Origin of the sequence: Micromonospora sp. NBC_01796 (assembly GCF_035917455.1) — a bacterium.
GTDB lineage: Bacteria > Actinomycetota > Actinomycetes > Mycobacteriales > Micromonosporaceae > Micromonospora_G.
Map to the genome: position 1 here is coordinate 7,886,634 of NZ_CP109078.1, position 13,310 is coordinate 7,899,943.

Genomic DNA, 13,310 nt, shown 5'->3' on the forward strand with positions numbered 1-13,310 from the left:
CTCAGGCCGCCTTTCCGAGAGTGTGCAGCGCGTCCAGCGGGACGCAGTCGGCGTCGAGCGCGGTGGCGAGCCGCCGGGCCAGCCCGAGCCTGATCGGCCCCGACTCGCAGTCGACCACCACGGAGGCGACGTCGGCCAGCGACGGCACGACGGTCAACGGGTCCGGACCGCTGGTCGCCCGACCGTCGGTCACCACCACCAGCAGGGGCCGGCGGCGCGGGTCGCGGCGGCGTTCGGACTCCAGGGTCCGGGCCGCCTGGCGCAGGCCGGCGGCGAGCGGGGTACGGCCACCGGTGCGCAGTTCGGCCAGGCGCAGCACACCGACCTCGTGGCTGGCGGTCGGTTCCAGCACCGTGCTCGCCCCGGTACCCCGGAACGTGATCATGCCGATCTTGTCCCGCCGCTGGTAGGCGTCGCGCAGCAGGGACAGGACGGCGGTCTTCACCACCCTCATCCGGCGGCGGGCCGCCATCGACCCGGAGGCGTCCACCACGAAGAGCACCAGGTTCGCCTCCCGCCCGACGTGCACCGCCTCGCGCAGGTCCGCGGCGCTGACCGTGCGGGCTCCGCGCCGGGCGGTGGCCAGCAGGGTGGCGGGCAGGTGCAGGCTGGTCAGCCGGCCGGCCGGCAGCCGGGCCCCGACCACCCGACCCCGCCGGGCGTACGCCGGGGAGCGGCGGCCGGTGTGCGCGCCGGTCCCCCGTCCGCGTACGGCCAGGGCGCGGGTCCGGTACGGGCTCGTCGCCGCGACCGTCGGCTGGTTCCCGGCGGTCGGCTGTTCCGTCGTCTGCTCCTCCGTCCGCTGCTCCGGTACGGGTTGTTCGGCCGGGTCGGTCTGCTCCGGTCCGGTGGCCTGCGGGGGCGGCCCGTCGGATGTGTCCGGCCCCCGGTCGGGTCCACCCGGTGGCGGGCCACCGTCGGGTCCCTCCGGCGGACCGTCGGGCGGCCCTCCGTCCGGGTCGTCGTCGGGTCCGGCCGGCGGGTCGGGCTCCGGATCGGCGTCCGCGCCGTGCTCCCGCAGCAACTCCTCGAGTTTCTCCTGGTCGGCGCCGGGCGGGTCGAGCGGGTCCCGGCGGCGGCGGTGCGGCAGGGCGAGCCTGGCCGCGGCGGCCACGTCGTCGGCGGTCACCACGTCCCGGTCGTGCCACGCGGCGAGCGCCACCGCCGTCCGGGCCACCACGATGTCGGCGCGCAGCCCGTCCACCCCGTACGCGAGGCAGATGGTGGCGATCCGGTCCAGTTCGTGGTCGGGCAGCCGCACGCCGGGCAGCCGTCGGCGGGCGACCGCGATCCGCTCGGCGAGTACGGCATCCTCGTCGATCCAGCGCGCCGCGAAGCCCACCGGATCCGTCTCGTACGCGAGCCTCCGCCGGACCACCTCGGCCCGGGGAGCCGTCTCGCGGGGCGCGGTGACCGCGACCACCAGCCCGAACCGGTCCACGAGCTGGGGGCGGGGTTCGCCCTCCTCCGGGTTCATCGTGCCGACGAGCAGGAACCGGGCCGCGTGCTTGACCGACACCCCGTCGCGTTCGACGTGCGCCCGACCCATCGCGGCGGCGTCCAGCAGCAGGTCCACCAGATGGTCCGGCAGCAGGTTGACCTCGTCGACGTAGAGCACCCCGCGATGGGCGGCGGCGAGCAGCCCCGGCTCGTACGCCTTGATCCCGTCGGCGAGGGCACGTTGCAGGTCGAGGGTGCCGACCACCCGGTCCTCGGTGGCGCCGACCGGCAGCTCGACCAGGGTGGCGCGGCGCCGCTGGCCGACCGCCCCCGGTTCGTGCGGGCCGTCCGGGCAGTCCGCGTCCGGGTTGGCCGGGTCGCAGGCGAACCGGCAGCCGGGGACGACGTCGACGTCGGGCAGCAGCGCCGCGAGCGCCCGGACGATGGTCGACTTGGCGGTGCCCTTCTCACCCCGGACCAGCACCCCGCCGATCGCCGGGGAGACCGCGTTGAGCAGCAGGGCCAGCCGCAGTTCGGCCAGGCCGACGACGGCGGAGAACGGGTACGGCGGGGTCATCGCCCGCTCAGGCGCGCAGAAGCCATGCTCAAGTCCCTTCCGCGGGTGTCCACGCCCGCGTGTGGCTGGGTGTCACCGAGCGGTCGGAGTCTCCTGACTCCCGGATCGACGCTCCCCCTCGACCTTCCGGCCGCTCGGCCGTGGCCCGTACGTGAGGGGTCGCTCCCCGGTCACAGTGGCGGGACCGCCCCGGACTCGCACCGGGTTCCTCCGCGCACCGCTCGTGCAGGCCATGCTGTCCCACCGACCGGTCCGCCGTCAACGTGACCACCGCGACCGCGCCGCGACCGGTTCGTCTTCCGTACCGACCGGGTAATCGATGGCCATGGCATTCTTCGGGGAACGTCGGCGGCCACCGGTGCCGCTCTTCGTCGGTACCGGGATCGTGGTGATCGTCGGGTTCGCGATCGCCACGGTCCAGGTGTGGCGCAACGACAACGCGTTGCGGGATCACGGTGAACGAACCACCGCCCGGGTGGTGGACGTCGGTGCGGGCAGGGCCAACCGGACCGAGGTCGAGTTCCGTACGCCCGACGGCCGGCAGGTGCGGGCGCTGATCGGTCAGGGCGACGAGGCACCCGGTCCCCGCCCCGCGCTCGGCGACGAGGTGCCGATCGTGTACGACCCGCAGGACCCGGAAGCCGACGTCAACGACGCCCGCGCCGGTGAGAACCACGACACGGCGTACCTGTTGCTGGGAGTGACCCTGTTCGGCGGGATCGGGGTGCCGCTGGCAACCTGGGCGCTGGTTCGGGCGAACCGGCGGGACAGGGTGGGCTGATGGTGGGGGGCGGGGCGCCGCCGGCCGAACTGCCGGGCCGGCCGTCCTCGGGTGAGCCGGCCTCCGACCCGTCATGGATCATGGGCCCGCAGCGGGCGCCGGGGCATGCGACCTGCCGGAGGTCGAGCACCGGGACGGGGAGACGGATTGAGCCGCGGAAGCATCCTGAGACTGGGCCTGCTCGCGCTGATCTGGGGGTCCGGCTTCCTCTGGATCAAGCTGGCACTGGACGGGTTCACACCGGTCCAGCTCGTCCTGTTCCGGCTCCTGCTCGGAGTCGCGATACTGGCACCCATCGCCCTGGTACGGAGGCTGCCCTTCCCGACCCGTCGCGTCATCTGGGCGCACCTGGCCGTCGCGGCGCTGTTCGCCAACGCGATTCCGTACACGCTCGTGGGTTTCGGCGAGCAGACCGTGGGCTCGAACGTCGCGGGTGTGCTCAACGCGACCACACCACTGTGGACGGTGCTGGTGGCCGTACTGGCGGGGACGGACCGGACGGTCAGCGTCGGACGCGGGGTGGGCATCGCACTCGGTTTCGCCGGGACCGTGCTGATCTTCACACCCTGGGAGTCGGCCGGCGACATCGCGAGTTGGGGCGGGCTGGCCTGCCTCGCCGCCGCCGCGAGCTATGGCGTCAGTTTTGTCTACATGGGCCGTCATCTCACCGGCCGGGGCATTCCCCCGATCATGCTCGCGACCTGCCAGCTCGCCGCCGGCGCGGCGCTGCTCACGCTCGCCCTGCCCTTCGGTGGCCTGACCGCGCCGACGTGGGGCGTGGTGCCGGTCGGCAGCCTCCTGCTGCTCGGGACCGCCGGGACCGGGCTCGCCTACGTACTCAACTACCGCCTCATCAACGACCTCGGATCAACCGCCGCGTCCACGACCACCTACCTCCTCCCCGTCGTGGCAGTCCTGCTGGGCGCCCTCGTCCTCCACGAACCCGTAACCCTCCCCACAATCACCGGCACAGCCCTGGTCCTAACCGCCATCTCCCTGGTCCAACGACGCGTCGATCATGAAGTTAGCGACGCCGCCGAGGCCGAAAACCCGCGCTAACTTCATGATCAACGAGGTGGGGTGGCGGGGTGGGTGGGGAGGCCGGGGGTTTGGGTGTCGATCGCCAGGAGGGCGCCGTCGAGGGGTGGGCGGGGGGTTAGGGCGTGGTGGGCGGTGGTGATGAAGAGGCGGGTCAGGGTTGGGCCGCCCAGGCAGACGCTGGTGGGTTGGGCGGTTGGTAGGCGCAGTTCGTGGTCGAGGGTGCCGTCGGGGCGGTAGCGGCGGACGGCGTACCCGCCCCAGAGGGCCACCCAGAGGTGTCCGGCGGCGTCGACCGTCATGCCGTCCGGGGCACCCTCGGCGGGGGCGAGCCGCAGGAACGGTTCCCGGCCGGAGAGGTCACCGGTGCGCGGGTCGACGGTGAACCGGTCCACCTCGCCACGGGGCGTGTCGGCCAGGTACATGGTGGTGCCCGCGGCGTCGAACGCGGGCCCGTTGGCGATGGTCAGGCCGGTGACGACGGGGACCGGCGCGCCCGAGCCGGCGTACCGGTAGAGGGTGCCGGCGCCGGGAGTGGTGTCGTACGCCATGCTGCCGGCCCAGAAACGGCCGTGCGGATCCGCGACCGCGTCGTTCATCCTGGCAGGTGAGGGGTTTGCGCTCTCCAGGTCGGCGACCTGACGGTAGCCGTCGGTGCCGGTGAGCGCGGCGATGCCGGTGCCGGTCGCGGCGAGCCAGCCGCCGGGCTGCCCGGCGATCGGCGCCACCGCACCGAGCGGGGCGTCCAGCCGGCGGAGTTCACGCAGCGGTGCGGGTGCGTCGCCGGTGGTCTCCAGCAGCCGGCCGGCGAGCAGGTCGACCAGGACCAGCCGGCCGTCCACCCAGCGGGCTCCCTCGCCCAACTCGAACCGGTCGTCGCTCCACGGGGTTGGCTCGGTGAGCCGCATCGTTTCCTCCACAGGGGTGCTCAGCGGATGGCGGGGACAGGCTTGCTCGGCGAATGGCTGGTCAGCGTACGGCGCTGCCGGGCGCGTGGTCGAGCAACGACAGTTCGGTACGGGTGGGCAGTCCCTCCCAGTCGCCCCGGGTGGCGACCGCGAACGCGCCGGTGGTGACGGCCCGGTCGAGCCGGCCGGCCACGTCGAGCCCGTCGAGCAGCCCCGAGAGCAGCCCGGCCACGAACGCGTCTCCGGCGCCGACGGTGTCGACCACCGGCACCGTACGGGCCGGGGCGTGCACACTGTCCCGTCCACCGTGGCTGGTGGCGCCCCGACCGCCGTGTTTCACCACCACCTCCGGCACTCCGGCGGCCAGCAGTGCGGCGACCGGATCCGGGTCGTCGGTCAACACGCCCAGTTCGTCGTCGGAGGCGACCAGGAGGTCGATCGAGGGCAGCAGTGGACGCAGCGCGGCGGCTGCCGACTCGACCGACCAGACGCGCTGCCGGTGGTTGACGTCGAGGCACACCGTGGCCCCGGCGGCTCGGGCCGCGTCGACCGCCGCCACCACCGCCGCGTACGGCTGGGTGCCGAGCCCGGCGGTGATGCCCGTGACGTGCAGGATCCGGGGTGTCGAGGCGGCATCGGCGAAGGCCGGCGACACGTCCTGCGGGCTCAACCGGGAGCCAGCCGACCCGGTCCGGTAGTAGCTGACCCGGCTGATGTCGCCGACCCGCGCCTCGAACAGGATCAGTCCGGTCGGGGCGTCCGGGTCGATCCGGGCCAGTCCCAGGTCGACGCCTTCGGCGCGCAGCGTACGGCGGATCAGCTCGCCCGGTTCGTCGGCGCCGGTCACCCCGATCCACCGCACCCGGTGGCCGAGCCGGGCCAGGCCGATCGCCACGTTCGACTCGGCACCGGCAACCGACAGCGAGAGCGTGCCGCCCAGCCGCAGCGGTGCCGCCGCCCGGAACGCCGCCATCGTCTCCCCGAGCGTCAGCACGTCGAACCGGGGAGAGTCGTCGGACGACGCGTCGAAGCCGGAAGCGGGGGCATCGGTGCCGGGTATCGGGGTGCCGGTCACGATGCGCCGCCGGCCGGGGCGATCGCCGTCACGGCGAGGAAGTCGGCCGCCCGTTGCCGGAGGGCGGCGAGGTCGCCGCCCCGGACCGCGTCGCCGACCAGGGGCGAGCCGACACCGACCGCGATCGCGCCCCGGTCGAGGTAGTCGCGGGCGCGGGCCGCGTCGACCCCGCCCACCGGTACGAACGGGGTCTGCGGGAACGGGTCGCGCAGGGCGCGCAGGTAGTCGGGGCCACCGACCGAGGCGGGGAAGAGCTTGACCGCGGCCGCCCCGCCGGTGGTCGCCTGGACCACCTCGGTCGGGGTGAGCGCACCGGCCAGCACCGGCAGCCCGAGCCGGGCGGCCTCGGCGAGGCTGGGCGCGAGTGCCGGGGTCACCAGGTAGGTCGCACCGGCCTCGGCGGCGTCGGCGGCCTGCTCGGCGGTGAGGACGGTGCCGGCGCCGAGGCCGTACTCGGTGCCGAGGGCGGCGCGGGCCCGGCGCAGCACCCCGAGGGCGTCGGTGCTGGTCAGCGAGACCTCGATCAGGTTGATCCCGCTGTCGGCCAGGGTCAGTACGGTCGCCAGCGCGGCGTCCGGGTCGCTTCCCCGGACGATCGCCAGCAGCCGGTGGGTACGCAGGGAGTCGAGCAGGTTCATCGGTGGTCGCCTCCGGGCGATCGACGGACAGAAGTGGATCAGTGGGCAGAGCTGGATCGATGGGCGGAGATGGTGAGCCGCCAGTTGACCTCGCCCCCGGCCGGCACCACCGCGACATCCACTCCGACACCGCCTTCGAACGGATCGGAGACTTCCGCACCGGCCTCGGAGCGGTCGAAGACGCTGCCGAGCATGGGTTCGACGCCGATGCTGCGGTACGGGCGGTCGGCGGGCCAGCCGCGCAGGTTGCGCCAGAGGGCGGTGGACCGGGGCTGGTCGGCGCAGTCGAGTCGCAGGGTGAGGATGTCCGTGCCGTCGACCACCCGTACCTCGGCGCAGCCGACGAGTACGGCGCCGACGGCGGTGCCGTCGTCCGGGCCGAGCCGGTCCAGCGGCAGTCCCGCCGGTTCGGGCCAGGCGGCGGTGTGCCACGGCCGGCCCGCCGGCCATCCGCCGTCGCCCGGCGGGGCGCCGGGACCATCCGACACCGTCGGGCGGACCAGCTCGGCGGCTTCCGGGTAGAGCCGGGTCAGGGTGCCGGCGGGCGCCACCAGCCGGGCTTCGGGGCCGAGGTCGAGCAGGGCGTGCGCGGCCCAGACGAACCGGTATCCGGCGGCGGCTCGCAGCCGGTAGTCGGCCACCACCACGCCGCCCTCGTCGGTCAGTCGGCGGGTGAGGGTGAAGTCGGGACAGTCGACGGTGGCGGTCCGGGCGTCCGTCATACGCCAGGGGCGGGACCAGGCGTCGCCGTGGTCCGGTATGCCCCGCACGGTCGGCACGCACTCCTCCAGCCCGCCAGCGTCCACGAACGGGCCGCCGGGAATGACCTGGTCACGACCACTGTCGGGGCCGGTCCAGAGCCACTGCCGGCCTCCGCCGGTGAGGCTGGTCCACCGCCCGCCGAGGCGGTGGTCGTACGCGACCCGCAACGGGATCGGTGCTGCCGGGAGCGATGGGCCGGTCACCATTCGGCGAAGGATCCGTCGTCGTGCCGCCACACCGGGTTACGCCAGGCGTGCCCCTCCCGGGCGGCGGACCGGACCGCCGCCTCGTCCACGGTGATGCCGAGCCCGTGCCCCTCCGGTCGGCGGATGTGCCCGTCGACGAACCGGAACGGCTCCGGGTCGATGACGTAGTCGAGCAGCTCGGCGCCCCCGTGGTAGTGCATGCCGATGCTCTGTTCCTGGATCAGGAAGTTGGGGGTGGCGAAGGCGATCTGGAGGCTGGCGGCGAGCGCGATCGGGCCGAGCGGGCAGTGCGGGGCGAGCACCGCGCCGTACGGCTCGGCCATGGCACCGATCCGGCGTACCTCGGAGATGCCTCCGGCGTGGGACAGGTCCGGTTGCAGCACCGCGACCCCGGCCTGGAGCGGGGTGAGGAACTCGGCCCGGCCGAAGAGCCGTTCCCCGGTGGCTACCGGGACGGGGGAGGCGGTGACGACGTCGTGCAGCAGATGCCCCTGTTCGGGCAGGAGGGGCTCCTCGACGAAGAGGGGGTGGAACGGGGCGAGTTCCGGCAGGATGCGGCGGGCACCGGCGGCGGTGGCCCGGCCGTGGAAGTCGATGGCGACGTCCCGGTGTTCGCCGAGCACCTCCCGGGCGGCGGCGACCCGGCGGACCACCCCGGCCACCTCGGCGGCGGTCGGGATGGCGGAGAGCTGGCCGGAGGCGTTCATCTTCACCGCGGTCATGCCGGCGGCGACCTGGGCGGCGATCGCGTCGGCGACCTCACCCGGGTCGTCCCCACCGACCCAGGAGTAGACCCGGACCCGGTCCCGGACCGGGCCGCCGAGCAGGGCGTGCACCGGGGCGCCGTACGCCTTGCCTGCGATGTCCCAGAGTGCCTGGTCGAGTCCGGCGACGGCGCTGGAGAGCACCGGCCCGCCCCGGTAGAAGCCGCCCTTGGTGAGCACCTGCCAGTGCTGTTCGATCCGCAGCGGGTCCTCACCGATCAGGTACTCGGAGAGCACCTCGACCGCGCTGCGTACCACTTCGGCGCGCCCCTCCACCACGGGCTCGCCCCACCCGATCAACCCTTCGTCGGTCTCCACCCGGCAGAACAGCCACCGGGGCGGGACGAGGAAGGTCTCGATTCGGCTGATCTTCACCGGGTGCCTTTCTGTTGACGTACCTTTTCGACGTCCGCGACGGCCTTGTCCAGCAGTCCCCGCATGGCCTGTTCGGCGGCGGCACTGTCCCCGGCGCGGATGGCGTCGACGACCGCGCGGTGGCTGGGTACCGGGTCGTCGTACTGCTCGACGCCGTGTACGAGGCGGTCACGTTCGGCGAGGCCGGTCTCCATCACCACCTCCATCCGCACCAGCAGCTCGTTGTGGGTGGCGGCGAGCAGCGCGCGGTGGAAGGTGAGGTCGGCGCCGACCGCGGCCACCGGGTCACCGTCGGCGGCGGACATCTCGGCCAGGGCGCTGTCGAGGCTGTCCAGGTCGGCGTCGACGGCCCGGGTGGCGGCGAGCCGGGCGGCGGCCGGCTCGATGATGCTGCGCACCTCGTGCAGGGCGTCGAGCAGGCGCGGGTCGGCACCGTCGGCGAACTGCCAGCGGATGACGTCGCCGTCGAGCAGGTTCCAGTCCGACCGGGGCCGGACGAAGGTGCCGCGCTTCTGCCGGGCGTCGACCATGCCCTTGGCGGTGAGCACCTTGAGCGCCTCGCGCAGCACGGTGAGACTGACGTCGAGCTCCTGTTGGAGGGCGGCGAGGTTGAGGGTCGCGCCCTCGGCGATCTCGCCGGCCAGGATGCGTCGGGCCAGGACCTCGACGGTCTGGCCATGGATGCCGCGGCGTGCGTACTGTGCCAATGCTCTGGGTGCCTTCTCGCTCGTCAGGGTCGATGGTTCAGGCCGAGGCTTTCACCGCGGTCCAGCCGCCGTCCACCACCAGGCTGGTGCCGGTGACGTAGGCGGCGTCGGGTGAGGCGAGGAAGGCCACGGTGGCGGCCACCTCGTCCGGGGTGCCGAACCTGCCGGCGACCGTCTGGGCGACGCTACGCGCTCTGTCCTCTTCGGACACACGATCCCACGCGGCGGTGAAGATCGGTCCGGGCAGCACGGTGTTCACCCGTACGTCCGGGCCGTACTCCACGGCGAGCTGGCGGCCGAGGGAGACCAGGCCGCCCTTGGCCGCCGCGTAGGCCGGATGTCCGGGCAACCCCACGAGCGCGTGTACGGAGGAGACGATCACGACCGCGCCCCGGTTCGCCCGCAGGTCGGGCAGGCAGGCGCGGACGCCGAGGAAGGTGCCGGTCAGGCAGACCGCGATCTGCCGGTCCCAGGATTCGCGGCTGGTCTCGTGCGCGGGTGCCACCTCGTTGAGATGGGCGTTGCTGACCAGGATGTCCACCGGCCCGAGCCGGTCGCGTACGGCGGCGACGGCGACGATCCAACTGTCCTCGTCGGCCACGTCGGAAATCACCGAATGTGCGCGCCCACCGGCCGCTCTGATCTCCTCGGCGAGGGGCTCCGCGTCACGCAGGTCGGTGAGTCCGACCGCCGCTCCTTCGGCAGCAAGCCGCCGGGCGACAGCCGCCCCGATGCCGCCAATTGCACCTGTGACCAGGGCAACCTTGCCTTCAAGCCGTCGCATATGCTGGCTCACCGTCCGCCGAACCTCGATGATCAAATCATTAATTACGAAGAAATCTTGACAGTCGCGGGCCCCAGATGCAACCTTCTGATCACACCGTTTACAGGACCGACACACCGCGATCCGTGACGCACCGTGTCGTTGAGGAAGGGACACACCCCCGTGAGCGACTTCGACCCCAGTCGTCGCCGGTTCCTTGGGCACGTCGGCCTCGCCGGCCTGGGCGTGCTCGGAGCGGGCAGCCTGGTCGGCTGCGCCAGTTCCGCCAGCAGCCCCGGCGGAAGCGGTAGCGCCACCGGCCCGATCACCCTCCAGTCGAACCTCTCCTCCCCGCAGGCCAAGGCCGCGATGGAGAAGATCATCGAGAACTTCAACAAGCAGGGCAAGGGCACCGCGACGCTGAACACCATCGCGTCCGAGACCTACCGCACCCAGCTACCGACGTACCTGACCTCGGCCAACCCGCCGGACCTCTACACCTGGTACGCCGGCTCCGTCGCCAACGACTACGCCAGCAAGAACCTCCTCCTGGACGTCTCCGACGTGTGGCAGGGGATGTCGGACTACCCCGAGTCGCTGCGGACCCTCTCCACCGACGCCTCCGGCAAGAAGATCTTCGTCCCGATGAACAACTACTGGTGGGGCTTCTTCTACCGCAAGTCGAACTTCGCCAAGTGGGGCGTACAGGAGCCGAAGACCTGGGCCGAGTTCATCACGCTCTGCCAGACCCTCCAGAGCAAGGGCATCCCGCCGATCGGCATCGGCCTCGGCGACACCCCGTGGGTCGCGTCGGCCTGGTTCGACTACCTGAACATCCGGATCAACGGGGCGCCGTTCCACCGCGAACTGCTCGCCGGCAAGCAGCGCTTCGACGACCCGAAGGTCAAGGCGGTCCTGGAGAAGTGGCGCGAGGTGCTGCCGTTCTTCGACCCGAAGGGCAAGGCGTACCCGTTCCAGGAGGCGACCACCGCGCTGCTGGCGGGCAAGACCGGGATGTTCCTGATCGGCACCTTCTTCGCCGACGCCGCCCCGAAGGACGCCCTCGGCGACCTCGACTTCTTCCGGTTCCCGATCATCGACCCGGCGGTCCCGGTGGCCGAGGAGGCGCCGACCGACGGCTTCTTCGCCAGCGCCAAGGCGGGCAACCCGACCGGCACCAAGGCGCTGCTCACGTACCTGGCCTCGGCCGAGGCGCAGGAGGCGTACGTCGCCGCCAGCTCGGGGATCGTGCTGCCGGCGAACCCGAAGGCCAAGGCGTCCGACTCGCCGCTGGTGGTGAAGGGCAAGGCGATGCTGGACAGCGCCAAGGAGCTGACCCAGTTCTTCAACCGGGACTCCAGCGACGCCCTCCAGCCCACCGCTGACACCGCACTGACCAAGTTCATCGACAAGCCCGACCAGATCGACGCGATCCTGCGCGAATGGCAGGCCGGAGCCGAGAAGGTCTTCAAGGGCTGATGACTTCCGTCGACGAGCGGGTGCTGGCGCCGGACGCGCCGGCACCGGCCAGCACCCGCCGGCGGCGGCGACGGGGCAAGCCCCTGTCGCCGCTGCTGGTGGCCTTCGTACTCGTACCCTTCGCGGTCGAGAGCATCTGGGTGTTCTGGCCCGCCCTGCAGGGATTCTGGTTCTCGCTGACCCGGTGGGACGGACTGGAGCCGCCCACGTACATCGGCTTCGACAACTACGCGGAGCTGGCCGGCGACGCGACCTTCCGGGGTGCGCTGGTCAACACCGTGCTCTGGCTGGTGCTCTTCGGGGGCCTGTCGGTGCTCGGCGGGTTCGGGATGGCGCTGTTGTTGCAGCGGGAACGGCGCGGGGTCGGGTTCTACCGGGCCGCGCTGTTCACCCCGGTCGTCTTCTCGCTGGTGGTGACGGCGCTGGTCTGGCGGGTCTTCTACCAGCCGGACGGGGTCGCCGACGAGCTGTTGCGCGCGGTCGGGTTGGAACACCTGATCCGCCCCTGGCTCGCCGACCCGGACACCGCCCTGTACGCGGTGATCCTGCCTGCCCTGTGGCGGCAGATCGGCTACGTCATGGTGCTGTTCCTGGCCGGACTGAAGGCGATCGACCCCGCCCTGCACGAGGCGGCCAAGATGGACGGCGCCAACAACTGGCAGCGGCTGTGGAACGTGACGATCCCCCAGTTGCGCGGGGTCAACGCGGTGGTGCTGTCGGTCATCGTGATCGACTCGCTGCGGTCGTTCGACATCGTCTGGGCGTTGACCCGCGGTGGGCCGTACCACTCGTCGGAACTGCTGAGCACCTACATGTACTCGACCGCGTTCCAGAGCCTGCGGCTGGGTTACGCGTCCGCGATCGCCGTCGTCATCTTCGTGCTCGCGCTCGCCGTCATCCTCGGCTACCTGGTACGCGCGTTCCGGGAGGACGCATGATCCGCGCACTGCGCACCGGCTCGTTCCACCTCGGCATGAGCCTGCTGTCGCTGCTCTGGCTGGCCCCGATCCTCTGGGTGGTGGTGATGTCGACGCGTACGTTCGACGACATCGCCGCCAACGGGGTCGGCAGCCTGCCGCACTCGTTCACGCTGGACACGTACCGCCAGGCCTGGACCGACGGCGGTGAGCTGCGCGCCCTGATCAACAGCATGCTGGTCACCGTGCCGGCGGTCACCCTCAGCCTGGTCCTCGCGGCGCTGGCGGCGTTCGCGCTGGCCCGCTTCCGGATCCCCGGTCGGCGCACGATCCTGCTGCTGATGCTCGCCGGAAACCTGCTCCCACCGCAGATCCTGCTCATCCCGGTGAGCAAGTTCAGCGAGCTGACCGGGACCTTCGACACCCTGTACGCGCTGATCGCGGTGCAGGTGGGCTTCGGGCTCGGCTTCTACACGTTCGTGCTGCACGGCTTCATGCGGGACCTGCCGAACGAGATCCAGGAGGCGGCGACCATCGACGGCGCCGGGCCGGGGCAGATCTTCGCCCGGGTGATCCTGCCGCTGACCCGACCGGCCCTCGCCGCACTCGGCGCGCTCTCCTTCACCTGGATCTTCAACGACCTGCTCTGGGCGATCACGGTGCTGCGTACGGACGACAACATGCCGGTCACCCCGGCCCTGCTCGCGTTGCAGGGGCAGTTCGTGTCGTCCTGGAACGTCATCGCCGCCGGTACGGTCATCGCCGCGGTGCCGACCCTGCTGGTCTTCCTGCGCTTCCAGCGCCACTTCGTGTCCGGCCTCGCGATCGGAGCGGTGAAATAATGAACCGGAATTGGTGGGCACGGCGATCGTGGGCTCGG

At 72.2% G+C, this 13,310-nt stretch carries 13 protein-coding genes and 1 riboswitch; of the genes, 5 read left to right on the forward strand and 8 right to left on the reverse strand.

The window, feature by feature from the left end:
* Position 1: 1 nt before the first annotated feature.
* Positions 2-2,017, reverse strand: coding sequence for a VWA domain-containing protein (locus OIE47_RS35025; RefSeq protein WP_326558830.1), 2,016 nt, complete (start codon positions 2,015-2,017; stop codon positions 2-4).
* An 87-nt stretch (positions 2,018-2,104) separates the two neighbouring features.
* Positions 2,105-2,227: riboswitch (cobalamin riboswitch) on the reverse strand.
* A 115-nt stretch (positions 2,228-2,342) separates the two neighbouring features.
* On the opposite strand from OIE47_RS35025, the gene OIE47_RS35030 reads away from it, so the two are divergent.
* Both OIE47_RS35030 and OIE47_RS35035 read left to right on the forward strand, forming a co-directional pair.
* Positions 2,343-2,798, forward strand: a complete 456-nt coding sequence (locus OIE47_RS35030) for a DUF3592 domain-containing protein (RefSeq protein WP_326558831.1) — start codon at positions 2,343-2,345, stop codon at positions 2,796-2,798.
* Positions 2,799-2,945: 147 nt separating this feature from the next.
* Positions 2,946-3,857 carry a DMT family transporter gene (locus tag OIE47_RS35035; RefSeq protein WP_326558832.1) on the forward strand — a complete coding sequence of 304 codons (912 nt, stop codon included), beginning with the start codon at positions 2,946-2,948 and terminating at the stop codon, positions 3,855-3,857.
* An 8-nt stretch (positions 3,858-3,865) separates the two neighbouring features.
* Here OIE47_RS35035 and OIE47_RS35040 read toward each other — a convergent pair whose 3' ends face one another.
* The 7 genes from OIE47_RS35040 to OIE47_RS35070 form a co-directional block, all read right to left on the reverse strand.
* Complete coding sequence (locus OIE47_RS35040) at positions 3,866-4,744, reverse strand: SMP-30/gluconolactonase/LRE family protein (RefSeq protein ID WP_326558833.1); 879 nt, start codon at positions 4,742-4,744, stop codon at positions 3,866-3,868.
* A 61-nt stretch (positions 4,745-4,805) separates the two neighbouring features.
* Positions 4,806-5,819, reverse strand: a complete 1,014-nt coding sequence (locus tag OIE47_RS35045) for a sugar kinase (protein WP_326558834.1) — start codon at positions 5,817-5,819, stop codon at positions 4,806-4,808.
* Complete coding sequence (locus OIE47_RS35050; protein ID WP_326558835.1) at positions 5,816-6,457, reverse strand: bifunctional 4-hydroxy-2-oxoglutarate aldolase/2-dehydro-3-deoxy-phosphogluconate aldolase; 642 nt, start codon at positions 6,455-6,457, stop codon at positions 5,816-5,818. The genes OIE47_RS35045 and OIE47_RS35050 overlap by 4 nt, the downstream gene beginning before the upstream one ends.
* A gap of 38 nt (positions 6,458-6,495) precedes the next feature.
* Entirely contained in the window at positions 6,496-7,425 is a 930-nt protein-coding gene (locus OIE47_RS35055; RefSeq protein ID WP_326558836.1) for a hypothetical protein, read from the reverse strand.
* Entirely contained in the window at positions 7,419-8,564 is a 1,146-nt protein-coding gene (gene dgoD, locus OIE47_RS35060) for a galactonate dehydratase (RefSeq protein WP_326558837.1), read from the reverse strand. Before dgoD ends, OIE47_RS35055 begins: the two co-directional genes overlap by 7 nt.
* Positions 8,561-9,271, reverse strand: a complete 711-nt coding sequence (locus tag OIE47_RS35065; RefSeq protein ID WP_326558838.1) for a FadR/GntR family transcriptional regulator — start codon at positions 9,269-9,271, stop codon at positions 8,561-8,563. The genes dgoD and OIE47_RS35065 overlap by 4 nt, the downstream gene beginning before the upstream one ends.
* A 37-nt stretch (positions 9,272-9,308) precedes the next feature.
* Complete coding sequence (locus OIE47_RS35070) at positions 9,309-10,055, reverse strand: SDR family NAD(P)-dependent oxidoreductase (RefSeq protein WP_326558839.1); 747 nt, start codon at positions 10,053-10,055, stop codon at positions 9,309-9,311.
* 162 nt (positions 10,056-10,217) lie between these two features.
* Between OIE47_RS35070 and OIE47_RS35075 the strand changes: the two genes are divergently transcribed.
* Genes OIE47_RS35075 through OIE47_RS35085 form a run of 3 tightly spaced genes read left to right on the forward strand, consistent with a single transcriptional unit; the run spans position 10,218 to position 13,272 of the window.
* Entirely contained in the window at positions 10,218-11,513 is a 1,296-nt protein-coding gene (locus OIE47_RS35075; protein WP_326558840.1) for an ABC transporter substrate-binding protein, read from the forward strand.
* A complete protein-coding gene (locus OIE47_RS35080) occupies positions 11,513-12,451 on the forward strand; it encodes a carbohydrate ABC transporter permease (protein ID WP_326558841.1) in 939 nt (312 codons plus the stop codon). The genes OIE47_RS35075 and OIE47_RS35080 overlap by 1 nt, the downstream gene beginning before the upstream one ends.
* Complete coding sequence (locus OIE47_RS35085) at positions 12,448-13,272, forward strand: carbohydrate ABC transporter permease (RefSeq protein ID WP_326558842.1); 825 nt, start codon at positions 12,448-12,450, stop codon at positions 13,270-13,272. Before OIE47_RS35080 ends, OIE47_RS35085 begins: the two co-directional genes overlap by 4 nt.
* Positions 13,273-13,310: the final 38 nt, after the last annotated feature.

Coding starts and splice junctions, on each gene's coding strand:
- OIE47_RS35070 (WP_326558839.1), bottom strand. CDS start 10,055: ATGCGACGGCTTGAAGGCAAGGTTGCCCTGGTCACAGGTGCAATTGGC.
- OIE47_RS35055 (WP_326558836.1), bottom strand. CDS start 7,425: ATGGTGACCGGCCCATCGCTCCCGGCAGCACCGATCCCGTTGCGGGTC.
- OIE47_RS35080 (WP_326558841.1), top strand. CDS start 11,513: ATGACTTCCGTCGACGAGCGGGTGCTGGCGCCGGACGCGCCGGCACCG.
- OIE47_RS35025 (WP_326558830.1), bottom strand. CDS start 2,017: ATGACCCCGCCGTACCCGTTCTCCGCCGTCGTCGGCCTGGCCGAACTG.
- OIE47_RS35050 (WP_326558835.1), bottom strand. CDS start 6,457: ATGAACCTGCTCGACTCCCTGCGTACCCACCGGCTGCTGGCGATCGTC.
- OIE47_RS35040 (WP_326558833.1), bottom strand. CDS start 4,744: ATGCGGCTCACCGAGCCAACCCCGTGGAGCGACGACCGGTTCGAGTTG.
- OIE47_RS35085 (WP_326558842.1), top strand. CDS start 12,448: ATGATCCGCGCACTGCGCACCGGCTCGTTCCACCTCGGCATGAGCCTG.
- OIE47_RS35030 (WP_326558831.1), top strand. CDS start 2,343: ATGGCATTCTTCGGGGAACGTCGGCGGCCACCGGTGCCGCTCTTCGTC.